A 24,064-nucleotide genomic window follows, 5' to 3' on the forward strand; every position below is an offset into this window, starting at 1 on the left:
GGACCGGACGGTTCGCGACGCGGTAACGGTGGGAGTTCGGCAGATGCACACTCAACCGGGCGGCGCTCCGCCGGTGTTCGTCGATGGGACCGGCCGGCGTCGCCGGCTGACCGTCATCGCCGGAACCGCGATGGCTCTCGGCCTGCTCACCAGCCTCGGGCTCATCGCCGCCGGGCTCTTCCTGGACACCTCGGTGCCGCTGCCCGGCTGGTCCGACGACCCTCGTGCGCCGCGACCGGTGGAGGTCGGCGTGGACGCGATCAACCAGCCGCAGGTGGCCGACCCGCCGGCGACCTCTCCGGTGACCGGCACATCGGCCCCTCTGCCGAGGCCCACCCCGACCGCCGGTGCCTGGCGCTCCGGCCCGCCGGCCACGGCCAGCGTGGCCCCAACCGTCACCGACCAGCCGGGCAAGGGCGACCAGCATCGCAACACCGTGAAGCCGAGCAGGCCGCCCGGTAAGCCCCAGTGACGATGGCGCGACACGTGGCCCGGCGCGATCCGCGGGCACACTGGCTCCTGCTTGTACTCGGACTGCTTCTGCTGCTCGCGGCACTCACCGTCAACGGCGTGGTGACCGGGCTCGCCGGTGGCTCCGGTGCCCCCGCCGCCGACGGTTCCGCCACCGGGGGCGTACCGGCCCAGGTCGGCTCGGGCGGCCCGGTGTTGCGGCTGGATCGGGCGGAGCCGGTCAATCGGGCCCTGCCGGACCGGACAATCGCGCTGACCTTCGACGACGGGCCGGACCCGCGCTGGACCCCGCAGGTGCTCGACGTGCTGCGCCGGCACGGCGCACACGCGACCTTCTTCGTGGTCGGGGCCCGCGTCAACGAGCATCCCGAGCTGGTTCGGCGGATCCTCGCCGAGGGCCACGAAATCGGGTCGCACACCTTCACCCACTCCGACCTCGCCGCCGTGCCGGCGTGGCGGCGTGACCTGGAACTGTCGCTGACCCGCAAGGCGATCGCCGCGGCGACCGGTCAGGAGGTCACCCTGCTCCGGCCACCGTTCTCCTCGGTGCCGACGGCGCTGACCGGACCCGAGTACGCTGCGCTGCGCGCTGCCGCTGGTACCGGGCACGTCGCGGTGCTCGCCGACCGGGACACCAGGGACTGGCAGCGACCCGGTGTCGGCGAGATCGTCCAGGCGGCCACTCCGAAGCGGGGGCAGGGCGCCGTGGTGCTGATGCACGACGGGGGCGGCGACCGGGCGCAGACGGTGGCCGCGCTGGACCGACTGCTGCCCGCGCTGACCGGTCAGGGCTACCGCTTCACCACCGTGTCCACCGGCATCGACGCCTCGCCGTCGATGGTTCCGGCAGGCGCTGGCACCCGGTTGAGTGGCACCGCCCTGCGCTGGACCCAGACCGGCGCCCGCTGGTCGGCTGATGCGATGAACCTGCTGCTCGCCGTCGCCCTGGTGCTCGGCGTGGCGCGTCTGGTGGTGCAGGTGTTCTGCGCCCAACGCCACGTGCGCCGGGTCCGCCGGCAGCGGCCGGGCCGGCCAGAGGTACGCGCCCCGGTGTCGGTGATCGTTCCCGCGTACAACGAGGCGGCGAACATTGCCGCCACGGTCCGTTCCCTGGTCGCCAGCGCGTACCCGGCGCTGGAGGTGATCGTGGTGGACGACGGATCGGACGACGGCACCGCCGACATCGTCGAGCGGATGCGGCTGCGCGGGGTACGCGTGATCCGGCAGGCCAACGCCGGCAAGCCGGCGGCGCTCAACACCGGCATCCGGGCCGCCCGGGCGAACCTGCTGGTGCTGGTGGACGGGGACACCGTGTTCCAGCCGGACACCGTGCACCGGCTGGTGCAGGGTTTCGCCGACCCGTCGGTCGGCGCGATCAGCGGCAACACCAAGGTCGCCAACCGGCGCCGGCTGCTCGGCCGGTGGCAGCACCTCGAGTACGTGATCGGCTTCAACCTCGACCGGCGGATGTACGACGTGCTGGAGTGCATGCCGACAATCCCTGGCGCGATCGGCGCGTTCCGCCGGGAGGTGCTGTTGCGGGTGGGCGGGGTGCCGGCGGACACGCTGGCCGAGGACACCGACCTGACCATGCAGGTGCTCAGGGCCGGGTGGCGGGTGATCTACGAGGAGTCGGCCATCGCCTGGACCGAGGCCCCCTCGTCGTTGCGCCAGCTGTGGCGACAGCGCTACCGCTGGTGCTACGGCACGATGCAGGCGATGTGGAAGCACCGGCACGCGTTGCGTGAGTCGGGTGCCGGCGGCAAGCTCGGCCGGCGCGGGCTGCCGTACCTCACGGTCTTCCAGATCGTGCTGCCGCTGACCGCGCCGGCGGTCGACGTGTTCGCCGTCTACGGCCTGCTCTTCCTGCCCTGGTCGGCCCTCGCCCTGGCCTGGGCCGGGCTGCTGTTGCTCCAGGCGGCCACCGCCGGCTACGCGCTGCACCTGGACCGGGAGCGGTACGGGCCACTGTGGGCGCTGCCGTTCCAGCAGTTGGTCTACCGGCAGCTGATGTACCTGGTGGTGGTGCAGTCGGTGGTCACCGCGCTTATCGGCAACAGGCTGCGCTGGCAGCGGATGGTGCGTACCGGCGAGGCTGCCGCGCTGGTCGGCGCCGGCCACCGCTGACCGGCCGGCACCGCCGGCCCCCAAACCTGACCGGCCGTGGAGCGCGCGGCGGCCGGTCAGGTCGGGGTATGGAAGAGGCCGGCGGACCAGGAGATCAGCAGGCCAACGGCGGCGGAGCAGCAGCACACGAGCAGGGCGGCGGCCACCACCGCGAGGATCATCCAGGCGGACGCGCGCCGAGCCGCACCCGGCGGCGCGCCGGTTCCCGCCCCGTCCCCGTCCTCGCCGGTCATGGCCGCCTCCCGATCACCGTCAGGCGCGGCCGAGGCGGTCCAGGATCCAGGCGTTGATGAACGCCTCCTCGCGCCAGGCGTCGTAGCGGCCGCTCGGGCCGCCGTGCCCCGCGCCCATCTCGGTCTTGAGCAGGTAGTCGCCGCCCGGGGCGACCGCCCGCAACCGGGCGATCCACTTCGCCGGCTCCGAGTAGAGCACCCGGGTGTCGTTGAGGCTGGTCACCGCGAGGATCGCCGGGTAGTCCACCGGCGCCACGTTCTCGTACGGCGTGTAGGACTTCATGTACGCGTACACCTCGGGGTCCTCCAGCGGGTTGCCCCACTCCTCCCACTCGGTGACGGTCAGCGGCAGCGACGGGTCGAGGATCGAGGTGAGGGCGTCCACGAACGGCACCTGCGCGACGATCCCGGCGAACGCGTCCGGGGCGAGGTTGGCCACCGCGCCCATCAGCAGGCCTCCGGCCGAGGCGCCCCGGGCGACCAGCCGGTCGCTGGCCGTCCAGCCGGACTTGACCAGGTGCCGGGCGCAGGCGACGAAGTCGGTGAAGGTGTTCTTCTTGGCCAGCAGCTTGCCCTGGTCGTACCAGCGCCGGCCCAGCTCGCCACCACCCCGGGTGTGCGCCACCGCGAAGACCACACCGCGGTCCAGCAGTGACAGTCGGGCCACCGAGAACCACGGGTCCATGCTGGCCTCGTACGAGCCGTACCCGTACAGCTCGCAGGGGGCCGAGCCGTCCCGGGGCGTGCCAACCCGGCAGACCAGCGAGATCGGCACCCGAGTGCCGTCGTCGGCCAGCGCCCAGTCGCGGTGCTGCTCGTACTCGGCCGGGTCGTACGGCCGGCCGTCCGGCCCGGGCAGCACCGGCTTCTGCCTGCGCAGCACCATCTGCCGGGTGACCAGGTCGTAGTCGTACACCGAGTCCGGGGTGACCAGCGAGGAGTAGCGCAGCCGGACCTGCCCGGTGCGGTACTCCGGGTTGGCGTCCAGCCCGACGCTGTACAGCGGTTCGGGGAAGTCAATGTCGTACTCGTCGCCGCCGCCGACCGGCAACACCCGCAGCCCGGTGAGCCCGTCGGTACGAAGCGACACCACCAGGTGGTTCGCGAAGGCGTCCACCGCCTCCAGCCGGGTGCCGGGGCTGTGCTCGATCAGCGGCACCCAGTCGCCCGGTGCGTCCGCCGAGGTGAACGCTAACGCGAAGTCCTCCGCGCCGTCGTTGTGCAGGATCAGGAAGCGGTGGCCGTGGTGCTCCACCGTGTACTCGATGCCCTGTCGCCGTGGTGCGATCACGGCCGGCGTGCCGGTCGGGTTGGCGGCCGGGATCACCAGCACCTCGCTGGTGATCTTGCTATGGATGTCGATCAGGATGAACTTCTCCGACCGGGTCAGCTCCACGCCCACCCAGAACCGCTCGTCGTCCTCCTGCTGGACCACCACGTCGTCGGCGGCGGCCGAGCCGACGGTGTGCCGCCAGACCCGGTTCGGTCGCCACGCGTCGTCGACCGTCACGTAGAACAGCACCGAGGCGTCGGTCGACCAGGCCGTGCCGTAGAAGGTGCCCGGGATCTCGTCCGGGAGCAGCTCGCCGGTGGTCAGGTCCTTCACCCGCAGGGTGAACCGCTCGTCGCCCGAGAAGTCGGTGGAGTAGGCCAGCCAGCGCCCGTCCGGGCTGACGTCGAAGGCGCCCAGCGAGAAGAAGTCGTGCCCCTCGGCCAGCAGGTTGCCGTCGAGCAGCACCTCCTCGCCGTCCAGCGGCGCACCGTCCGCACTGACCGGTGGGTCGGTCTCGGAGTCGCGGACCGCGCGCCGGCAGTGCACCCCGTACTGCTGCCCCTCCACCGTCCGGGTGTAGTACCAGTGCCCGCCCTTGCGGGTCGGCACGGTCAGGTCGGTCTCCCGGGTGCGCTGCCGGATCTCCTCGTACAGGTCCGCGCGCAGCGCGGCCAGGTGCGCGGTGCGCTCCTCGGTGTACGCGTTCTCGGCGGTCAGGTACGCGATCGTCTCCGGGTCGTCCTTGGCGGCGAGCCAGGCGTACTCGTCGACGACGGTGTCGCCGTGGTGGGTGCGTTCGGCGGGCACCCGTTTCGCCGTGGGCGGCGCAGTCTCGGTGGTCACGGCGGTCACGTTACCGGCCGGCCCGCTCCGCGCGCCGGACCAGCGGCATCCCGATAGTCGCCACCACGGCATTCGAACACATGTACGATGGCCGACATGGCTGCAGCAGCGAGTTCCCTCGGCCGGTCCGGAGCCCTCGAGATCACCCGACGGTTGACGGCGATCTGCGGTCCGCCATTCGCCCGGCTCGCCGGTCCGGCCGACGAGGTGGCCGGGCGGCCGGCGCGTTGGGTGGCGGTGCCGGGCGGCCCGCACGCGGCGGCCGAGGTGCTGCGGCTGGCCGCCACGCACGACCTGGCGGTGGTGCCTCGGGGCGCCGGCACGAAGATCGACTGGGGTGCCACGCCGGTGCAGGTCGACATCATGCTCGACACCGGCCGGCTGGCCGGCATCGGTCACGAGCCGGTCGGCGCGCCGGTCGCCGAGGTCGGCGCCGGCACCCCGCTGCGGGCGGTGCAGGCCACTCTGGAGCGCACCGGGCAGCGGCTGGCGATGGACGCCCCGTCGCCCGGGGCGACGCTCGGCGGGGTGCTCGCCGCCGGTGAGGCCGGCCCGTTGCGGCACCGCCACGGCAGCCCGTGCGACCAACTCCTCGGCGTCCGCTACCTGGGTGCCGACGGCGAGCTGGTCAGCGCCGGCGGTGGCGCGCCCGGGCTCGACCTGGCCCGGCTGCTCTGCGGCTCGCAGGGCGCGCTCGGCGTGCTCGTCTCGGCGACCCTGCGGGTGCAGCCGGTGCCGGCCAGCCGGCTCTGGGTGTCCCGACCCGTGTGGACTCCCCTAGAGGTGCACGACCTGGTGCGGACGATCCTCGCCGCCCGGCTGGAGCCGGCGGCCATCGAGCTGGACCTGCCGGCCGGGGCGCCCCGGCCCCGTGCGCCGTACCCGCCCGGCCACCCGGCCGCCACCGCCCGGGAGCGCCACCCGTCGATGTCCGGGCGATCGGGTGCCCCGTCCCGGGCGGGCAGCCTGGTGGTGCTGCTCGAGGGCGGCCGGGCCGATGTCACCGAGCGCGCCGAGCGCCTGGTCGGCCTGCTGCACGGGGAGGCGACCGTCGCGCACTCCGCGCCGCCCTGGTGGCGCCGCTACCCGTTCGCACCCGGCGACACGGCGCTGCGCCTGGAGGTGCCGATCAGCGACCTGCACGCCGCCGTCTACGCGCTGCGCGACGCGGCCGGCGCCCCGGTGCCGGTACGAGGCTCCGCCGGGCTGGGCGTGGTGCACGCGGCGCTGCCCGGCGCGCTGGCCCCCGACCGGGTGGCGTCCATCCTGGCCGCCGTCCGGGGCGTGCTGCTGGCCCGGCAGGGTCGCTGCGTGGTGGTGTCCGCCCCCGCCCCGGTGCGGCAGGCCGTCGACCTCTGGGGCGAGCTGGCCGGCCTGGCCCGGCTGCGGGCCGCCAAGGAGCATCTCGACCCGCAGCACCGGCTCGCTCCCGGCCGCCTTCCCGGCGGCCTCTGATGGGCGCGGCACGCTGTCGCCGTCGTCAGTCCAGCCACCACCGGTGCATGTCGAGCAACGGTGGGGTGAACCGGGCCACCAGCACCAGCACCGTGCCCGCCGCGCCGACCAGCAGGAGTGTCCGCGTCGTCCGGGGCAGGGCGTCCCGCTGCCGGGCGACCACCGCCACCGTGACGAGCGCCAGCGGTGGCCCGAGCAGCGCGCCCACCAGGTAGAGCACCGACACCACCGCGTACAGCCAGTAGAGCGGGTTCGCCGCGTGCATCCCGAACGGAATCAGGTCCTTGGGGTCGTACGCGCCGGTCAGCATCTCGGCCGGGCCGACACCGGCGGCCGCCATCCGGCCCAGGTACAACAGCAGCACGGCGAGAAACGCGCCGACGGTCGCCAACTGTCCGACGATCAGCGCCCGGACCGTCGGCCGGGAGTACGGCACGACCTGCGCGGCGCTCGACATGGCCGTCAATCTACCCAGCACGCCGCCGCCGGGTGGACCGGCGGCGGGCGGTCAGACCGCGTCGTTGCGGAGCACCAGGATGGCGATGTCGTCCCGGGGTGGCTCGACCGAGAAGTTGATCGCGGCGGCGCGCAGCCGGGCGGCCACCACGTCGGCCGAGTATCCGGCCAGTGGCGCGGCGGCGTCGCGCAGCCGGTCGGTGCCGAACAGCTCCCGGCCGCGTCGTCGTTCGGTGACCCCGTCGGTGTAGAAGATCAGGGCGTCGCCCGGGGCGAGCGTGATCTCCGCCGTCGGCGAGGTGATCGTGTCGAGGAGGCCCAGCGCGGTGCCCCCGGCGCCGACGAAACGGGCACCGCCACCCGCGGCCAGCAGCACCGGCCGGTCGTGCCCGGCCAGGTGCAGCGAGACGTTGAGCCGATCACCGTCGCCCGGCCCGACCGCCGCCAGGGCCAAGGTGCAGTACCGGCCGCCGCCCCGCTCGACCAGCGTCTCGTTGAGCCGGGCCAGCGCCTCCGGCAACGGTTTGCCGTCGCCGACCAGCACCCGGATCACGTCCCGGACCAGCCCGGTGACCGCGGCCGCCTGGACGCCCTTGCCCGAGACGTCCCCGATCACCACCAGCCAGCGGCCGTCGAGCAGCGGCACCACGTCGTAGAAGTCGCCGCCCACCTCGGCGTCGTAGCCGGTCGGGACGTACTCGGCGGCGAAGCCGATCCCGTCCACCACGGGCAGCACCGGCGGCAGCAGGGACTGCTGGAGCGTCTGCGCCACCCGGCGACGCTCGGCGTGGATCCGCGCGTTCTCGATGGCCAGAGCGGAGCGCCGGGCCACGTCCTCCAGGACCGACACCTCGTCCGGGTCGTGCCGGTGCCGCTGGTGCCGCCCCACCGCGAGGGTGCCGAGCCGCTGTCCACGTGCGATCAACGGGACCGCGAAACCCTCCATCGGCCCGCCGAGCGGGATCTGCGCCGCGCTGCGCGACGCCTCGCGCAGCCGGGCCTGGATCGAGTCCGGACCTGTCTCCTCCAGCACCTTGTGCAGCTGCGGCAGCACCGACTCGTCCGCGTGACTGGCCGCCGCCAGCCGCAGCCGGCCCCACTCGTCGGTGGTGTGCACCGCACACCACTGGCCGAGCCGGGGCACCACCAGCTGCGGAATCAGCGCCATGGTCAGCTCGACGTCCAGCGACTGGGCCAACAACTCGCTCGCCTCGGCCAGGAACGTCAGCCACGTCTGCCGGCGGACGTCGGCCCGCCGCAGCCGGTCGTTCTCCAGATGCAGTGACAGCCGCTCCGCGGTGAGCACCGCCAGCGGCTGGGCGTACGCCGACGGTGCGGCGTCCAGCTCCAACTCGCCCGCGTACGGCCGGTGCACCGACAGCGGCACCCGAAGCAGCTCTGTGTCGGCGCGCGGCTGCCGGCCGAAGCGGGCCAGCACCTGGCGGCCCTGCCCGTCGCCCCGGTCCAGGCGGATCACGCCCCCGCCCGCGCCCACCATTTCGGCCACCCGGCTGAGCAGGTTGGCGGCGAAGTCGGGCAGCGGATCATCCGCGTACACGTCGGGAACCGTCTGCATGAGTTCGCTCATCGCGCTGGCGCTCGGCGCGGAGCTGTCGGCGGCGGCCCCCTGGCCGGCACTGGCCGGTATCGACTCGCCACCGGCGGTGCCCCCGGCGGGTGGGTCGACGCCGGGACGATCCAGCCGGAACCAGACGCCCTTGCCGGTGGGCAGGTACGTGGTGCCCCAGCGGCTGGCGAAGTGGTCGACCAGCAGCAGCCCCCGGCCCCGCTCGGAGACTTCGTTGATCTCGGTGGCGTCGTTGCGGGTGCCGACGGTCAGCTCGTCGCCCGACCCGGGGGCGAAGTCGGAGACGGTCACGGACAGCCCGACCTCGTCCGCCATGACCTCGATGTCCAGTTCGGTGCGGGCGTGCTCGACGGCGTTGGTGGTCAACTCCGTGGTGAGCAGCAGCGCCTCGTTGGCCAGCTCGTCCAGGTGCGCCTCGGCCAGCACCGAGCGGACCACCGCGCGGGCGGCGGCCGGCGTACGCCGGTCAGCGGGCAGGCGGACACGCCGGACCGCCCCGTTCCGGGCCCCGGCCGTCGCGGGCCCCGCCTCGGCTGACACCCCCGTATCCTCCACCGTCCCCCTGCCGGGTGCCAACCCGATCGACCATCGCGCGAGCCGCGCCCCAAGGAAGGGCCCCTTGTCAACGAGACGCTCCTCGACCGGTCGGGTCGATCGGGTCGGTGCGGCGGGTTTCAGCACCCGGGCGAGGTCTGCGACCGGCCGTTCCGGGATCGGCCGCATCGAGCGGATCTGAGGGTCGCCCGGGCCGATCGGCGGGTCGCGAACCCTGGCACTGGGGCGCGCGCGGGCACAATATGGGGTGCCGGCGTGTCCGCACGGACCGGCGTCCCCGAGTTGAGCGAGGAATGATGACCACGGCGAAGCAGTCGGTGGCGGATCCGTCCGCATCCGACCACGAGGCGCTCCTCGGTGAGTTGACCGAGGCGCTGCGGCGGGTCCGTCGCGGCGACCTGAAGGTCCGGCTACCCCGCCGCGCCGGCAAGGGTGGCGAGGTGGCGGACGCTTTCAACGAGGTGGTCTCGCTCCAGGAGCGGCAGTACCTGGACCTGCGGCGGATCAGCCGGATCGTCGGTCGGGACGGCCGGCTCACCGAGCGGCTCGACGACGAGGGGTTGGACGGCTCCTGGGCGGAGGGCCAGCGGGCGATCAACTCGCTGATCGACGACCTGGGCCGACCGACCACCGAGATCGCCCGGGTCATCGTGGCGGTCGCGGACGGCGACCTGTCCCAGCACATGGCGCTGGAGATCGACGGCCGGCCGCTGCGTGGTGAGTACCTGCGCATCGGGCGCACCGTGAACACCATGGTCGACCAGCTCTCGTCGTTCGCCGACGAGGTGACCCGGGTGGCCCGCGAGGTGGGCACCGAGGGCAAGCTGGGCGGCCAGGCTGACGTCCGGGGCGTCGCCGGCACCTGGAAGGACCTGACCGACTCGGTCAACACCATGGCGTCGAACCTCACCTACCAGGTGCGGTCGATCTCGCAGGTGTCCACGGCCGTGGCCAAGGGCGACCTTTCCCAGAAGATCACCGTGTCGGCCAAGGGTGAGGTCGCCGAGCTGGCGCACACCATCAACTACCTCACCGACACCCTGCGGCTCTTCGCCGAGCAGGTGACCCGGGTGGCGCGCGAGGTGGGCACCGAGGGCAAGCTGGGCGGCCAGGCCGAGGTGCCGAACGTGGCCGGCACCTGGAAGGACCTCACCGACAGCGTCAACTCGATGGCGTCGAACCTGACCGCCCAGGTGCGCAACATCGCCCAGGTCTCCACGGCGGTGGCGCGGGGCGACCTGTCGCAGAAGATCACGGTGGCGGCGCAGGGCGAGATCCTGGAGCTGAAGGACACCGTCAACACGATGGTGGACCAGCTGTCGTCGTTCGCCGACGAGGTGACGCGGGTGGCCCGCGAGGTGGGCATCGAGGGCAAGCTGGGCGGCCAGGCCCAGGTACGCGGGGTCTCCGGCACCTGGCGGGACCTCACCGAGAACGTCAACCAGCTGGCCGGCAACCTGACCAGCCAGGTCCGCAACATCTCCCAGGTCTCCACGGCGGTCGCCAAGGGTGACCTGTCGCAGAAGATCACGGTGGACGCCCAGGGCGAGATCCTGGAGCTGAAGAACACCGTCAACACGATGGTGGACCAGCTGTCGTCGTTCGCCGACGAGGTGACGCGGGTGGCCCGCGAGGTGGGCACCGAGGGCAACCTGGGCGGTCAGGCGCAGGTGAAGGGCGTCTCCGGCACCTGGCGGGACCTGACCGACAACGTCAACTCGATGGCGTCGAACCTGACCAGCCAGGTCCGCAACATCGCGTCGGTGACCACGGCGGTCGCCAAGGGTGACCTGTCGCAGAAGATCACGGTGGACGCTCGGGGCGAGATCCTGGAGTTGAAGTCGACGGTGAACACGATGGTGGACCAGCTGTCGTCGTTCGCCGACGAGGTGACCCGGGTGGCCCGCGAGGTGGGCACCGAGGGCAAGCTCGGCGGTCAGGCGCAGGTACGCGGTGTCGCCGGTACCTGGCGCGACCTGACCGACAACGTCAACTCGATGGCCTCCAACCTGACGGCCCAGGTGCGCAACATCGCCCAGGTCTCCACCGCCGTGGCGAAGGGTGACCTGTCGCAGAAGATCACGGTGGACGCCCGGGGCGAGATCCTGGAGTTGAAGTCGACGGTGAACACGATGGTGGACCAGCTGTCGTCGTTCGCCGACGAGGTGACCCGGGTGGCCCGCGAGGTGGGCACCGAGGGCAAGCTCGGCGGTCAGGCGCAGGTGAAGGGCGTCTCCGGCACCTGGCGGGACCTGACCGACAACGTCAACTCGATGGCGTCGAACCTGACCAGCCAGGTCCGCAACATCGCCTCGGTGACCACGGCCGTGGCCAAGGGCGACCTGAGCCAGAAGATCACGGTGGACGCGCAGGGCGAGATCCTGGAGTTGAAGTCGACGGTGAACACGATGGTGGACCAGCTGTCGTCGTTCGCCGACGAGGTGACCCGGGTGGCCCGCGAGGTCGGCATCGAGGGCAAGCTCGGCGGTCAGGCGCAGGTGAAGGGCGTCTCCGGCACCTGGCGGGACCTCACCGAGAACGTCAACCAGCTCGCCTCGACGCTGACCACCCAGCTGCGGGCCATCGCCCAGGTGTCCACGTCGGTGACGCGCGGCGACCTGACCCAGCGGATCGCGGTCAAGGCGCAGGGCGAGGTCGCCGAGCTGAAGGACAACATCAACCAGATGATCGTCACCCTTCGGGAGACGACCAAGAAGAACGCCGAGCAGGGCTGGCTGGACTCGAACCTGGCCCGGATCGGCGGCCTGTTGCAGGGCCAGCGGGACCTCGGCGAGGTCTGCCGCATGATCATGACCGAGGTGACCCCGCTGGTCGACGCCCAGCTCGGTGCCTTCTTCCTGGCCGACGACACCGACGGCAGCATGCGGCTGCGGTTGACCTCCTCCTACGGGTACGTGGCACGGGGGCACGACGTCACCTTCGGGCCGGGCGAGGGGCTGGTCGGGCAGACCGCGCTCTCCCGTCGGACGATCCGGGTCAGCGCCTCCCCGAACAGCCGGCTCACCCTGCGCTCCGGGCTGGCCGAGACACCCCCGTCCGACCTGGTGGTGCTCCCCGTGCTGTTCGAGGGGGAGCTGCTCGGGGTGATCGAGTTCGCCAGTGTGGCGGCCTTCTCCGAGCTGCACCTGTCGTTCCTGGAGCGGCTGGTGCTGACCATCGGCGTCGCGGTCAACACCATCCAGGCCAACCGGCGTACGGAGGAGCTGCTGGCCCAGTCGCAGCGGCTGGCGCACGAGCTTCAGGAGCAGTCCGCGGAGTTGCAGCGCACCAACGCCGAGCTGGAGGAGAAGGCGACCCTGCTCTCCGAGCAGAAGGGCAACATCGAGACGAAGAACCGGGAGATCGAGCTGGCCCGGCTCGGCCTGGAGGAGAAGGCGCAGCAGCTCACCCGGGCCTCGGCGTACAAGTCGGAGTTCCTGGCCAACATGAGCCACGAGCTGCGGACGCCGCTGAACTCGTTGCTGCTGCTGGCCCGGCTGCTGGCGGAGAACTCGGAGCAGAACCTCAACCCGAAGCAGATCGAGTTCGCCCGGACGATCCACAGCGCCGGTTCGGACCTGCTCAGGCTGATCGACGACATCCTGGACCTGTCCAAGATCGAGGCGGGTCGGATGGACGTCGAGCCGACCGAGATCCGGTTCGCGGAGATCCGCGGCTACGTGGAGCAGGCGTTCGCGCCGCAGGCCGAGGAGAAGGGCCTGGACTTCCAGGTGCGGGTGAGCAAGGATCTGCCGCCCGCGCTGGTCACCGACGCGCAGCGGTTGCAGCAGATCCTGCGCAACCTGCTCTCCAACGCGGTGAAGTTCACCGACAACGGCGCGGTGACGCTGCGGATCGCCCCGGCGGCGGAGAACGCGGTGTTCGACGTGCCGGCGTTGACCAACGCCCAGCAGGTGATCGCCTTCACCGTGATCGACACCGGGATAGGCATCTCCGACGACAAGCTGTCGATCATCTTCGAGGCGTTCCAGCAGGCGGACGGCACCACCAGCCGCCGTTACGGTGGCACCGGCCTGGGCCTGTCGATCAGCCGTGATCTGGCTCGGCTGATCGGCGGCACGATCACCGTGTCGTCGGCGCCGGGGCAGGGGTCGACCTTCACCCTGTTCGTGCCGCACGTGCTGGCCCCGGATGCGGTGGTCGCACCTCAGCCGCCGTCCCCGCAGCGTGCCGGCCTGCCGTCGTCGCTGCTGATGCCGCCGCTGGAGCTGCTGCCGCAGCGGCCGGAGGCGCCGGCCACCCGCCAGCTGGACGGCGCCACCGTGTTGATCGTGGACGACGACGTGCGCAACGTCTTCGCCCTGACCAGCGCGTTGGAGCTGCACGGGATGACCGTGTTGTACTCGGACAACGGGGCGGACGGGGTCCGCCTGCTGGCCGAGCATCCGGAGGTGGACATCGTGCTGATGGACGCCATGATGCCGGACCAGGACGGGTACGAGACCACCCGGCAGATCCGACGCAACCACCGGTTCGCCGACCTGCCGGTCGTCTTCCTGACCGCGAAGGCGATGCCGGGCGACCGCGAGTCGGCGCTCGCTGCCGGGGGCAGCGACTACATCACCAAGCCGGTCGACCTGGACGACCTGATCGAGCTGATGTCGTCCTGGATCAGCGGCAGCCGGACCGAGGAGACTTCGTGACCCAGATGGCCAAGGCGCTGCTCGTGGACGACCGGCGGGAGAATTTGATGGCCCTGGAGGCGATCCTGCAGGGACTGCCGGTCCAGTCGGTGGCGGTGGAGAGCGGCGAGGCGGCGCTCAAGCAGCTGCTGGTGGACGACTTCGCGGTGATCCTGCTGGACGCGCAGATGCCGGACATGGACGGCTTCGAGACGGCCAGCCACATCAAGCGCCGGGAGCGGACCCGGCACGTGCCGATCATCTTCCTCACCGCCGCTGACCGGGACGCCCAGCTCGCCCTGCGCGGGTACCAGGTGGGCGCGGTGGATTACCTGACCAAGCCGTTCGACCCGTGGGTGCTGCGGGCCAAGGTGTCGGTCTTCGTCGAGCTGTGGGTGAAGACCCGGCAGTTGGCCGCCCAGTCGGACCTGGTGCGGGAGCGCGACACGCAGTGGCGGCGGCTCACCGACGCGGTCGACGAGGCGACCACCCTGCTCCGCTCGGACGAGCCGGATGGCCTGGACCGGGCGGTGCGGCTGCTCGAGCAGGCCCGCTGGGGCAACACCTCCTGACGGGGTGTTCAGACCTCGCCGGGCCGGACGTGGCCGGTGGCGGCCCGGCGGGCACGCCAGCGCTCGCCCAGCGAGTCGATCTCCTCTTGCACGAAGATGAAGAAGTCGCGCATCTCGGCCACTCGTTCGCCGGCCGGTGTCTGGGGGCCGTTGAGGGCGACCACTCCGCCCTGGGCCACGTCGATGAACGTCTTGTAGAGCCCGGTCTTGGTGACGGTCGCCTCGTACCAGGGGTTGTCCGGCATTCGGTAGCGATCCCGGCGGGACCGGGGGACCGGCTCGCGGATCAGCATGCCGAACTGGGTGAGGTAGCGGACCGCGCCGCTGACCGCCGCCGCGCTGACTCCGAGTCGCTCGCCGATCTCGGCGGCGGTCAACGGGTCGTCCGCGCTCATCACGGTGAACAGCACCCGGGCCGCCATCCGCGGGAAACCGACCTCAGCGAACGTCAACGCCATCCGCTCGACGAATAGGTGCACCGGGTCGTGGTCGTCGCTGCCTGCCATGGCGGTCCTCCTGCCTGCTCGCGTGGCCCCGATGGTGCCCCAGATCTCACAGTCTTCACAACTTTGTGAAACGAGTGTAGCTTCCAATGCATGGATACTCCCATTGAGGTGTCCGGCCTGGTCAAGACCTTCGGCCGGACCCGGGCGCTCGACGGTCTCGACCTGACCGTCCGCGCCGGCGAGGTGCACGGCTTCCTCGGCCCGAACGGCGCCGGCAAGTCGACCACCATCCGAGCGCTGCTCGGCCTGCTGCGGACGGACGCGGGGGCCGTCCGGCTGCTCGGTGGTGACCCGTGGCGCGACGCGGTGGCCCTGCACCGCCGGCTGGCGTACGTGCCGGGCGACGTGACGCTCTGGCCCAACCTTTCCGGCGGCGAGGTCATCGACCTGCTCGGCCGGATGCGCGGTGGTCTCGACCCGGCCCGCCGGGCCGAACTGCTCGACTCCTTCGAGCTGGACCCGCGCAAGAAGGGCCGGGCGTACTCCAAGGGCAACCGGCAGAAGGTCGGCCTGGTGGCCGCCCTCGCCTCGGACGCCGAACTGCTCATCCTGGACGAGCCGACCTCCGGCCTGGACCCGCTGATGGAGGAGGTCTTCCAGCACTGGGTCCGCCGGGCGAAGGCCGACGGCCGCACCGTGCTGCTCTCCAGCCACATCCTGGCCGAGGTGGAGGCGCTCTGCGACCGCGTGACGATCATCCGCAACGGTCGGGACGTCGAGACGGGCACCCTGACCGACCTGCGCTACCTGCGACGGACCTCGATCGAGGCCGAGCTGACCGGCCCGGTGGACGGGCTGGGGCGGCTGGCCGGCGTACACGACCTGCGGGTGGACGGGACCCGGGTGCGCTTCGACGTGGAGAACGCCGCGCTGGACGCCGCCCTGCGCCGGCTCACCGAGATCGGCGTACGCAGCCTGGTCAGCCAGCCGCCGACGCTCGAGGAGCTGTTCCTGCGGCACTACCAGGCCGAGCCGAAGGCTGTCCGGTGAGCGCCTTCACGGGCACGAGGCACCTGGTGCGACTGATCCTGCGCCGGGACCGGGTCGTGCTGCCGATCTGGATCCTGCTGCTGGCCGTGCTGCCGGCCAGCTACGCCGGCACGTACGCCGGGCTGTACCCGACCGCCGCCGAGCGGGCCGCGTACCTGGCCGGTACGGCGAGCACCCCGTCGATCGTCGCCCTGCTCGGCCCGGTGTACGGCGACAGCGTCGGCGCGCTCACCGTCCAGCGGGCCGGCCTGCTGGCGTTGATCGCCGCGCTGGTCAGCGTCCTCACCGTGGTCCGTCACACCCGGACGGAGGAGGAGGCCGGCCGACGCGAGCTGCTCGGCGCCACCGTGCTGGGCCGGTACGCCGGGCTGACCGCCGCGCTGCTGGTGGCGTACGCCGCGAACCTGCTTCTCGGCCTGCTCACCGCCGCCGGCCTGGTCGCCGCGGGCCTGCCCGGTGCCGGCTCGCTGCTCTTCGGGGCCGGGGTGGCGCTCACCGGCATCGTCTTCGCCACGGTCGGCGGGCTGGCCGCGCAGCTCACCGAGAGCGCGGCCGGGGCACGCGGGATCGGCCTGGGTGCGCTCGGGCTGGCCTTCGTGCTGCGGCTGGCCGGCGACGCGGGAGGTTCCGGCGGCACCGGTGGCAGGGCGGAGTGGCTGAGCTGGCTCTCCCCGCTGGGCTGGGCGGCCCGGGGTCGGGCCTTCGCCGAGGAGCGCTGGTGGGTGCTGCTGCTGCCGCTGCTGTTCAGTGCGGTGATCGCGCTCGTCGCGTACCCCGTCTCGGTGCGCCGGGACCTCGGTGCCGGGGTGTTCCCGCCCCGGCTCGGCCCGGCGACGGCCGGGCCGCGGCTGGCAGGCCCGTTCGGCCTGGCCTGGCGGCTGCATCGGGGCCAGCTGCTCAGCTGGACCGTCGGGTTCGCGCTGCTCGGCCTGGTGCTCGGCGGCGCGGCGGACGCCGCCGGCGACGCGGTGCAGGGCAACCAGCAGGTCGCCGAGATCCTGGCCCGGCTGGGTGGCAGCTCCGCGCTCGCGGAGGCGTACCTCGGTGGGACGTTGAGCCTGACCGCGCTGGCCGCTGCCGGGTACGGCATCCAGGCCGCGCTGCGGGCGCGGGCGGAGGAGACCGCCGGGCGGGCCGAACCGCTGCTCGCCACGGCGGTGAGCCGGACCCGCTGGCTGGCGGCGCACCTGCTCTTCGCCCTGCTCGGCCCGGCGGTGGTGCTCGCCGTGGCCGGGCTCGCCACCGGGCTGGCCTACGGCCTCAGCGTCGGCGACGTCGGGGGCGAGCTGCCCCGGCTGCTCGGTGCCGGCCTGGCCCAGGTGCCGGCGGCCTGGGTGCTGGCGGGGCTGGCGGCGTTGCTGGTCGGCTGGTTGCCCCGGTTCTCCGCGGGCGCGTGGGTGGTGCTCGCCGGCTGCCTGCTGCTCGGCCAGCTCGGTGCGGTGCTGGAGCTGGATCAGTGGGCGCTGGACCTCTCCCCGTTCACCCACACCCCGCAGGTCCTCGGCCCCGACTGGACCGCCACCCCGCTGATCGCCCTGACCGCCGTGACCGGCGCCCTGATCACCCTGGCCCTACGCACCTTCCACACCCGAGACCTCCCCACCCCCTGACCGCCCCGCCCCGCCCCTCCCCGCCCGCCCCCTCCCCCCGGCCCCACGCCCCGTCGATCTAGGGCGGATCGCTGTCCGTGGAGATCAACTCACGACGATTTCCCCTAGATCGACGAGACCCAGGGGGCGGGCGGGCGGGCGGCGGGGGCCGGGGGGGGGGTCAGCCGGTGGGTTGGTCGTTGCGGATCATCAGGGCGCTGCGGAGGCCGGTGATGTCCAGGACGCGGATCAGGAAGTCGCCCACGTGGGTCAGCATCAGCAGGCTCTGCGCGTGGCTGGCCTTGCGGCTGAGCACGACCAGGGTGCCCAGGCCCTGCGAGTCGCAGAAGGTGACGCCACCCAGGTCGAGCACGATCCGCGGGGGCGGGTCGGCCAGCACCTCGTTGACCACGGTGGAGAGCTGGGCGGCCGTGAGCATGTCGATCTCACCAGCCAGGCGCAGCACTGCTTCGTCGCCCGTCCGGTGTAGCGTGATGGACAGTTCGGCACGATCCACCCGGTCAGCCTAGCGCGATCCGGACGACCCGGCCTGTCGAGGCCGACAGCCGCCGCCCGGCGCCGCGTCGTGCCGCCGGTGGGTGCCGGAGGCGGGTGAGCCCGGTAACCCCGGCGCGGGGTGGCTGCCGATTGACCGTCCGGCGCTGACACAATGGCGGCATCGTGACCGACACCTTCTCCGCCGGATCCGGCCGCTACCCGGCCGAAGCTCCGGCTTCCGAGGCCCTGTTCCACCGCGCCCGCGCCATCGTGCCGGGCGGGGTGAACTCCCCCGTGCGTGCCTTCCAGGCGGTCGGCGGCACCCCCCGCTTCATGGTTCGTGGCGAGGGCCCGTGGCTGCACGACGCCGACGGCCGCCGCTACGTGGACCTGGTCTGCTCCTGGGGTCCGCTGATCCTCGGGCACGCCCACCCGGAGGTGGTGGACGCCGTGCAGGCCGCCGCCGCCCGGGGCACCAGCTTCGGCACCCCCACCCCTGGTGAGGTGGAGCTGGCCGCCGAGATCGTCGACCGGACGCCGGTGGAGCAGGTGCGCCTGGTCAACTCCGGCACCGAGGCGACCATGTCGGCGATCCGGCTGGCCCGTGGCTTCACCGGGCGTTCCAAGATCATCAAGTTTGCCGGCTGCTACCACGGGCACGTCGACGCGCTGCTCGCCTCGGCCGGTTCCGGGGTGGCCACCCTCGGCCTGCCCGACTCGCCCGGCGTCACCGGCGCGGCGGCCAGCGAGACGATCGTGCTGCCGTACAACGACATCAGGGCGGTCGAGGAGGCCTTCGCCGCCGAGGGTCCGCACATCGCCGCGGTGATCACCGAGGCCGCCGCCGGCAACATGGGCGTGGTCGCCCCCCGTGACGGCTTCAACCAGCAGCTCGCCCGGATCGCGCACGCGCACGGCGCGCTGCTCGTGGTGGACGAGGTGATGACCGGGTTCCGGGTCTCCCGCGCCGGCTGGCACGGCCTCGACCCGTCCGACGCCGACCTGTGGACGTACGGCAAGGTCATGGGTGGCGGGCTGCCCGCCGCCGCGTTCGGCGGGCGCGCCGAGATCATGGCGCGGCTCGCCCCGGCCGGCCCGGTCTACCAGGCCGGCACGCTCTCCGGTAACCCGCTGGCCTGCGCCGCCGGCCTGGCGACCCTGCGGCTGGCCGACGACGAGCTGTACCGCCGCCTCGACGAGACCGCCGCCGTCGTGGGCAAGCTCGCCGCCGACGCGCTGGCCGCCGCCGGGGTCCCGCACCGCCTGTCGTACGCGGGCAGCATGTTCTCCATCTTCTTCACCGACGCCGACGTGGTCGACTACGACAGCGCTCGCACCCAGCAGGTGCCGGCGTTCAAGGCGTTCTTCCACGCGATGCTCGCCGCCGGCGTCTACCTGCCGCCGAGCGCGTTCGAGTCGTGGTTCGTGTCGGCGGCGATCGACGACGCCGCTCTGGAGCAGATCGCCGCCGCGCTGCCGACGGCGGCGAACGCGGCGGCAGCGGCGGGTCTCGGGGGGTAGCGAGCGGTGAGCAAGACGGTGGTCCACGTGCTCCGGCACGGCGAGGTGTACAACCCCGACCAGATCCTCTACGGTCGGCTGCCCGGTTTCCGTCTCTCCGAGCTGGGTGTGCAGATGGCCAAGGCCGCCGCGCAGGGGCTGGCCGAGCGGGAGGTCGTGCACGTGGTGGCCAGCCCGCTGGAGCGCGCCCAGCAGACCGCCGAGCCGATCGCGGCCCAGTTCGGGTTGCCGGTCGGGGTGGACGAGCGGCTGATCGAGAGCGCCAACTGGTTCGAGGGCAAGAAGGTGTCGCCGGGCGACGGGTCGTTCCGCGACCCGCGCAACTGGTGGGTGCTGCGCGACCCGATGACCCCGTCCTGGGGCGAGGCGTACCGGGCCATCGCGGAGCGGATGTTCGCCGCCGTGCACGCCGCCCGGGTCGCCGCCGAGGGGCGCGAGGCGGTGCTGGTCTCGCACCAGCTCCCGATCTGGACGCTGCGCCGGTACGTCGAGCGCAAGCGGCTCTGGCACGACCCGCGCAAGCGGCAGTGTGGGCTGGCCAGCCTCACGTCGTTCCACTTCGACGGCGCGAAGGTGGTCGGCATCGGTTACAGCGAGCCGGCGGCGCACCTGATCGCTCTCTCCGCGACCGCCCGGACGGCCAAGGGGGCCTGATGAACGCCCGGAGGTGGACCGCCGGCCTGCTCGCCACCGTCGCCGCGGTGGCGTTGGTCGGCTGCACGTCGCAGGGCCAAGAGAAGACCTGCACGACCACCTCCGACGGGATCATCGAGTGCGCTCCGGACCAGCGCTCGACACCCCCGAAGCTCGCCGGTGAGCTGCTCACCGGCGGTAGCTACGACGTCAGCCAGGCCCGCGGCCAGGTGATCGTGGTCAACTTCTGGGGCTCCTGGTGCGCCCCGTGCCGCGCCGAGGCGGACGACCTGGAAGCCACCTACCAGGCCACCAAGGGCTCCGGGGTGACCTTCCTCGGCATCAACGTGCAGGACCAGCGGGACAAGGCCAAGGCGTTCGAGGAGGGCCGGGTCACCTATCCGAGCCTGTTCGACCCGCCGAGCAAGCTGGCGCTGGCCCTGGACATCCCGCCGAACACCGTCCCGGCGACCGTCGTGCTCGACCGGGAGGGTCGGATCGCCTCGGTGATCCGCGCCGCGGTCAAGCAGGAGGGCCTGCAACCGATCGTCGAGCGGATCGCCGCCGAGCAGCCGTCCAGCGGTTCCCGCTGATGGGCGAGACCTTCCGGGAGCTGGCCCTGAGCGGCCCGCTGCTGCTGGCCATCGGCGCGGCGGCGCTCGCCGGCCTGGTCAGCTTCCTCTCCCCGTGCGTGCTTCCGCTGGTCCCCGGCTACCTCTCGTACGTCACCGGCCTGGCCGGCGCCGACCTGGACGGCCGTGCAAGGAAGGGCACCTTGTTAACGCACGGGTCCCCGGTTGACACCGCCGCCGGACATGACGGCGACGGTGGGGGTGTCGCGGTACGGGAGCGGGTCGCGCGGGCCGGCGCGGTCAAGGGCCGGGTGCTCGTCGGAACGCTGCTCTTCATCGCCGGCTTCACCGTCGTCTTCGTCGCCACCGCGATCCTGTTCGCCAGCATCGGCCGGGTCTTCTTCGACTACGAGCGGCAGTTGGAAATCGTGATCGGCGCGCTGATCATCGTGCTCGGGCTGGGCTACCTCGGGCTGATCCCAGCCCTGCAACGGGAGTTCCGGATCTCCCGGCTGCCCTCCGCCGGGCTGCTCGGCGCCCCGGTCTTCGGCGCGGTCTTCGCGCTCAGCTGGGTGCCCTGCACCGGCCCGACGCTCGGCGCGGTGATGGGCATGGCCACCGCGAGCGGGCAGAGCGACCGCGCCGTGGTGCTCGCTGTGGCGTACTGCCTCGGGCTGGGGATACCGTTCGTCGTCTTCGGGCTGGGCTTCCAGCGCCTGCTCGGGGTCTTCCGCGCCGTCCGGCGCAACAGCCGCTGGGTCACCCGGGTCGGCGGCGCCCTGCTCATCCTGATCGGCCTTGCGCTGGTCACCGGCGGGTGGCAGAGCTTCGTGATCTGGTTGCAGACCACCGTCGGGGTGGGCGAGGTGAGCATCTGATGACGGTCCTGGACGACCGGCCGGAGACCACGGCTCCGGCGCCCCGGCGCCGACCCAACCGGCTGCTGGCCCTGCTGCGCAACTCGTGGCGGCAGCTGACCAGCATGCGTACCGCACTGATCCTGCTCTTCCTGCTCGCGATCGCCGCCATTCCCGGCTCGGTGCTGCCGCAGCGTGGGATCAGCCCGGAGAAGGTCAACGAGTACTTCACCGACCACCCGGACCTGGCCCCTCGGCTGGACCGGATCGGCGCGTTCGAGGTCTTCGGTTCGGTCTGGTTCTCCGCGATCTACCTGCTGCTGTTCACCTCGCTGATCGGCTGCATCACGCCCCGCCTGCGCGATCACGTCCGGGCACTGCGGTCCCGGCCGCCGGCCGCGCCGAAGCGGCTCCAGCGGTTGCCGCAGCACGCGGTGCTGCCCGCCCCGGCGGGTGGCGCAGCGGCGATCGCCGAGGTGCTGCGCCGCCGACGCTGGCGGGTGGAGGTCCGCGGCGACGAGGTGTCCGCCGAGAAGGGCTACCTCAAGGAGACCGGCAACCTGCTGTTCCACACCTCGCTGATCGCCGTGCTGATCGGTGTCGCGCTCGGCTCGTGGTACGGCTGGAGCGGCAACCGGCTGCTGGTGGCGGGCGCGGACAACGCCTTCTGCAACACCCGGCAGCAGTACGCCGAGGCGAAGCTCGGCCCCCGGGTGGACAGCGCGGACCTGCCCGGTTTCTGCCTGCGGCTGGACGACTTCCAGGCCCGGTTCCTGCCGTCCGGCCAGCCGGAGTTCTTCAACGCCAGGGTGACCGTCGACGGCCCCGACGAGCCCACCCGCAGTGGGGACTTCTCGGTGAACTCGCCGCTGCGGCTGGGCGGCGCGAGCATCTACCTGCTCGGCCACGGGTACGCCCCGGTGATCCGCTACACCGACCGGTTCGGCAACAGCCAGATCAGCGACGAGCCGTTCCTGACCACCGGCGACATGGGCCTGACCAGCGAGGGCCTGGCGGCTTTCCCGGACGCGAACGTCGACCCGGCCACCGGAAAGCGGGCGCCGGACGAGCAGATCGCGTTCACCGGCATCTACCTGCCCACGGCACCGCAGCAGGCGCCGTTCGTCCGCTCGGAGTACCCGGCCGAGCGCAACCCGGCGCTGAACCTGGTGGCCTACCGGGGCAACCTCGGCCTGGACGCGGGCATCCCCGGCTCGGTCTACCAGCTCGACCAGCGGCAGGTGCGGGCCGGCAAGGTCAAGGAGGTCGGCACCAAGCTGCTCCGCAAGGGTGAGAGCTGGACGCTCGACGACGGCACCAAGGTCGAGTTCCTGGGCACCGAGCGGTACGTGACCCTTTCCGTCCGGCACGACCCCGGCTCGACGATGCTGCTGATCAGCTGCGGTTTCCTGCTGGTCGGGCTGATGGGGTCGCTGTTCGGGCGGCGCCGCCGGGTGTTCTTCCGGGTGATGCCGGCCGACCCCGCGGAAGGATCTCCGACGGGCGGTAGTAGCTTGATGGAGGTCGGCGGGTTGCCGCGCACCGACTATCCAGGGTTCGCCGACGAGTTCGCCCAACTCGTCGCCGCGGTCAGCGGTGACGGACGGGCGACCGAGCGGGCCGGCACGGCCGCTGACTCCAGTGACCGGACCGGCGTGCGAGAAGGGACCGAGTGATGTCCGCACTCTCCGACAATCTGGTGACCTTCGCGATCCTGGCGTACCTGGTCGCGATGATCAGCCATGCCGTGGAGTACGCGCTGGGCAACACTCGCGCCCGGGTCGCTGCCGCGGCTCCCGCCCGCGAGCTGGTGGGTGCCGGGGTCGGCGGAGGCGGCGGTGTACCCGCGTCGCCGGCGGCGGTCCCGCCGTCGGGCGTGGCCGACCGCTCGGCGCGGCGTGCCCGGATCGCCGGCCTGATCGCGGTGGGGGCCACCGGGCTCGCGGCCGCGCTGCACCTGGCGGCGCTGGTCACGCGTGGCATCGCGGCCGACCGGATGCCGTGGGGCAACATGTACGAGTTCGTGCTCACGGTGACGTTCATCGGGGTCGCGGCCTGGCTGGTGGTGCTCTGGAAGCGGCCCTCGCTGCGCAAGCTCGGGCTGTTTCTCACCCTGGTGATGGTGCTGCTGGTGGCCACCGCCGAGCTGGTGCTGTACGTGCCGATCGTGCCGCTGGTGCCGGCACTGAACTCGTACTGGTTCGTCATCCACGTCTCGACCATCGTCTTCTCGTCCGGCATCTTCCTGCTCGGCGTGGTGCCGGCGGTCGGCTACCTGATGCGCGCCGGGTACGAGCAGGGCAAGCGGAGCTTCCCGTACACCCTGGCCAAGCGACTGCCGGGGGCGGTCAGCCTGGAGCGGCTGACCTTCGCGCTGCACGCCTTCGCGTTCCCGATCTTCACCTTCGCGGTGATCGCCGGGGCGATCTGGGCCGAGGCGGCCTGGGGGCGGCCGTGGGGCTGGGACCCGAAGGAGACCTGGGCGTTCATCTCCTGGGTGGTGTACGCGGGCTACCTGCACGCCCGGGCCACGCCCAGCGTCAAGCGCAACGTGGCCACCTGGCTCGCGGTGCTCGGCTTCCTCACCATGCTGATGAACCTGTTCGGCGTGAACATCTTCTTCACCGGCCTGCACTCGTACGGCGGCCTCGACTGACCGACGGGCGGGTCCTACCCGTCGGC

General features: G+C 72.4%; 19 protein-coding genes. 13 read left to right on the forward strand and 6 right to left on the reverse strand.

Features of this window, described 5'->3' with window-relative positions; genetic code table 11:
• The first annotated feature begins 43 nt into the window (after window positions 1-43).
• Window positions 44-472: a superantigen-like protein SSL4 gene (locus tag BUS84_RS24610; RefSeq protein ID WP_074315950.1), complete on the forward strand. Its 429-nt coding sequence runs from the start codon at window positions 44-46 to the stop codon at window positions 470-472.
• A gap of 2 nt (window positions 473-474) precedes the next feature.
• Complete coding sequence (locus tag BUS84_RS24615) at window positions 475-2,598, forward strand: bifunctional polysaccharide deacetylase/glycosyltransferase family 2 protein (protein WP_074315952.1); 2,124 nt, start codon at window positions 475-477, stop codon at window positions 2,596-2,598.
• Window positions 2,599-2,654: 56 nt separating this feature from the next.
• Here the strand turns inward: BUS84_RS24615 and BUS84_RS38340 are convergent, their stop codons facing one another.
• Window positions 2,655-2,831: a hypothetical protein gene (locus BUS84_RS38340; protein WP_159451063.1), complete on the reverse strand. Its 177-nt coding sequence runs from the start codon at window positions 2,829-2,831 to the stop codon at window positions 2,655-2,657.
• A 19-nt stretch (window positions 2,832-2,850) separates the two neighbouring features.
• Window positions 2,851-4,947 carry a S9 family peptidase gene (locus BUS84_RS24620; protein WP_074319078.1) on the reverse strand — a complete coding sequence of 699 codons (2,097 nt, stop codon included), beginning with the start codon at window positions 4,945-4,947 and terminating at the stop codon, window positions 2,851-2,853.
• 96 nt (window positions 4,948-5,043) lie between these two features.
• On the opposite strand from BUS84_RS24620, the gene BUS84_RS24625 reads away from it, so the two are divergent.
• A complete protein-coding gene (locus tag BUS84_RS24625; RefSeq protein ID WP_074319079.1) occupies window positions 5,044-6,402 on the forward strand; it encodes an FAD-binding oxidoreductase in 1,359 nt (452 codons plus the stop codon).
• Window positions 6,403-6,427: 25 nt separating this feature from the next.
• Here BUS84_RS24625 and BUS84_RS24630 read toward each other — a convergent pair whose 3' ends face one another.
• Window positions 6,428-6,859 carry a hypothetical protein gene (locus BUS84_RS24630; RefSeq protein WP_074315954.1) on the reverse strand — a complete coding sequence of 144 codons (432 nt, stop codon included), beginning with the start codon at window positions 6,857-6,859 and terminating at the stop codon, window positions 6,428-6,430.
• A 51-nt stretch (window positions 6,860-6,910) separates the two neighbouring features.
• Window positions 6,911-8,986: a SpoIIE family protein phosphatase gene (locus BUS84_RS24635; protein ID WP_074319080.1), complete on the reverse strand. Its 2,076-nt coding sequence runs from the start codon at window positions 8,984-8,986 to the stop codon at window positions 6,911-6,913.
• A gap of 311 nt (window positions 8,987-9,297) precedes the next feature.
• Between BUS84_RS24635 and BUS84_RS24640 the strand changes: the two genes are divergently transcribed.
• A complete protein-coding gene (locus BUS84_RS24640) occupies window positions 9,298-13,665 on the forward strand; it encodes a HAMP domain-containing protein (protein WP_074319081.1) in 4,368 nt (1,455 codons plus the stop codon).
• A complete protein-coding gene (locus tag BUS84_RS24645) occupies window positions 13,662-14,216 on the forward strand; it encodes a response regulator (protein ID WP_074315955.1) in 555 nt (184 codons plus the stop codon). The genes BUS84_RS24640 and BUS84_RS24645 overlap by 4 nt, the downstream gene beginning before the upstream one ends.
• 8 nt (window positions 14,217-14,224) lie before the next feature.
• Here the strand turns inward: BUS84_RS24645 and BUS84_RS24650 are convergent, their stop codons facing one another.
• On the reverse strand, window positions 14,225-14,722 hold the full coding sequence (locus BUS84_RS24650; RefSeq protein ID WP_074315957.1) for a GbsR/MarR family transcriptional regulator: 498 nt from the start codon (window positions 14,720-14,722) through the stop codon (window positions 14,225-14,227).
• 90 nt (window positions 14,723-14,812) lie between these two features.
• Between BUS84_RS24650 and BUS84_RS24655 the strand changes: the two genes are divergently transcribed.
• Window positions 14,813-15,712, forward strand: coding sequence for an ABC transporter ATP-binding protein (locus tag BUS84_RS24655; protein ID WP_074315959.1), 900 nt, complete (start codon window positions 14,813-14,815; stop codon window positions 15,710-15,712).
• Entirely contained in the window at window positions 15,709-17,322 is a 1,614-nt protein-coding gene (locus BUS84_RS24660; protein ID WP_074315960.1) for an ABC transporter permease, read from the forward strand. Before BUS84_RS24655 ends, BUS84_RS24660 begins: the two co-directional genes overlap by 4 nt.
• A 160-nt stretch (window positions 17,323-17,482) precedes the next feature.
• Here BUS84_RS24660 and BUS84_RS24665 read toward each other — a convergent pair whose 3' ends face one another.
• Entirely contained in the window at window positions 17,483-17,818 is a 336-nt protein-coding gene (locus tag BUS84_RS24665; protein WP_007454492.1) for an STAS domain-containing protein, read from the reverse strand.
• A 164-nt stretch (window positions 17,819-17,982) separates the two neighbouring features.
• Between BUS84_RS24665 and hemL the strand changes: the two genes are divergently transcribed.
• From hemL to ccsB, 6 genes are read left to right on the forward strand one after another with little or no spacing between them, the layout of a single operon-like run.
• The gene (gene hemL, locus BUS84_RS24670; protein WP_074315961.1) at window positions 17,983-19,320 is read left to right on the forward strand and encodes a glutamate-1-semialdehyde 2,1-aminomutase; all 1,338 of its coding nucleotides are present in this window, start codon (window positions 17,983-17,985) and stop codon (window positions 19,318-19,320) included.
• Between the two features lie 6 nt (window positions 19,321-19,326).
• Complete coding sequence (locus BUS84_RS24675; protein ID WP_074315963.1) at window positions 19,327-19,974, forward strand: histidine phosphatase family protein; 648 nt, start codon at window positions 19,327-19,329, stop codon at window positions 19,972-19,974.
• Window positions 19,974-20,546, forward strand: a complete 573-nt coding sequence (locus tag BUS84_RS24680) for a TlpA family protein disulfide reductase (protein ID WP_074315964.1) — start codon at window positions 19,974-19,976, stop codon at window positions 20,544-20,546. The genes BUS84_RS24675 and BUS84_RS24680 overlap by 1 nt, the downstream gene beginning before the upstream one ends.
• The gene (locus BUS84_RS24685; RefSeq protein WP_074315965.1) at window positions 20,546-21,403 is read left to right on the forward strand and encodes a cytochrome c biogenesis CcdA family protein; all 858 of its coding nucleotides are present in this window, start codon (window positions 20,546-20,548) and stop codon (window positions 21,401-21,403) included. The genes BUS84_RS24680 and BUS84_RS24685 overlap by 1 nt, the downstream gene beginning before the upstream one ends.
• The gene (resB, locus tag BUS84_RS24690; RefSeq protein ID WP_074315966.1) at window positions 21,403-23,058 is read left to right on the forward strand and encodes a cytochrome c biogenesis protein ResB; all 1,656 of its coding nucleotides are present in this window, start codon (window positions 21,403-21,405) and stop codon (window positions 23,056-23,058) included. Before BUS84_RS24685 ends, resB begins: the two co-directional genes overlap by 1 nt.
• Complete coding sequence (ccsB, locus tag BUS84_RS24695; protein WP_074315968.1) at window positions 23,058-24,038, forward strand: c-type cytochrome biogenesis protein CcsB; 981 nt, start codon at window positions 23,058-23,060, stop codon at window positions 24,036-24,038. The genes resB and ccsB overlap by 1 nt, the downstream gene beginning before the upstream one ends.
• The last annotated feature ends 26 nt before the right edge of the window (window positions 24,039-24,064 follow it).

Origin of the sequence: Micromonospora cremea (genome assembly GCF_900143515.1) — a bacterium.
In the GTDB taxonomy this organism is placed as follows: Bacteria; Actinomycetota; Actinomycetes; order Mycobacteriales; family Micromonosporaceae; genus Micromonospora; species Micromonospora cremea.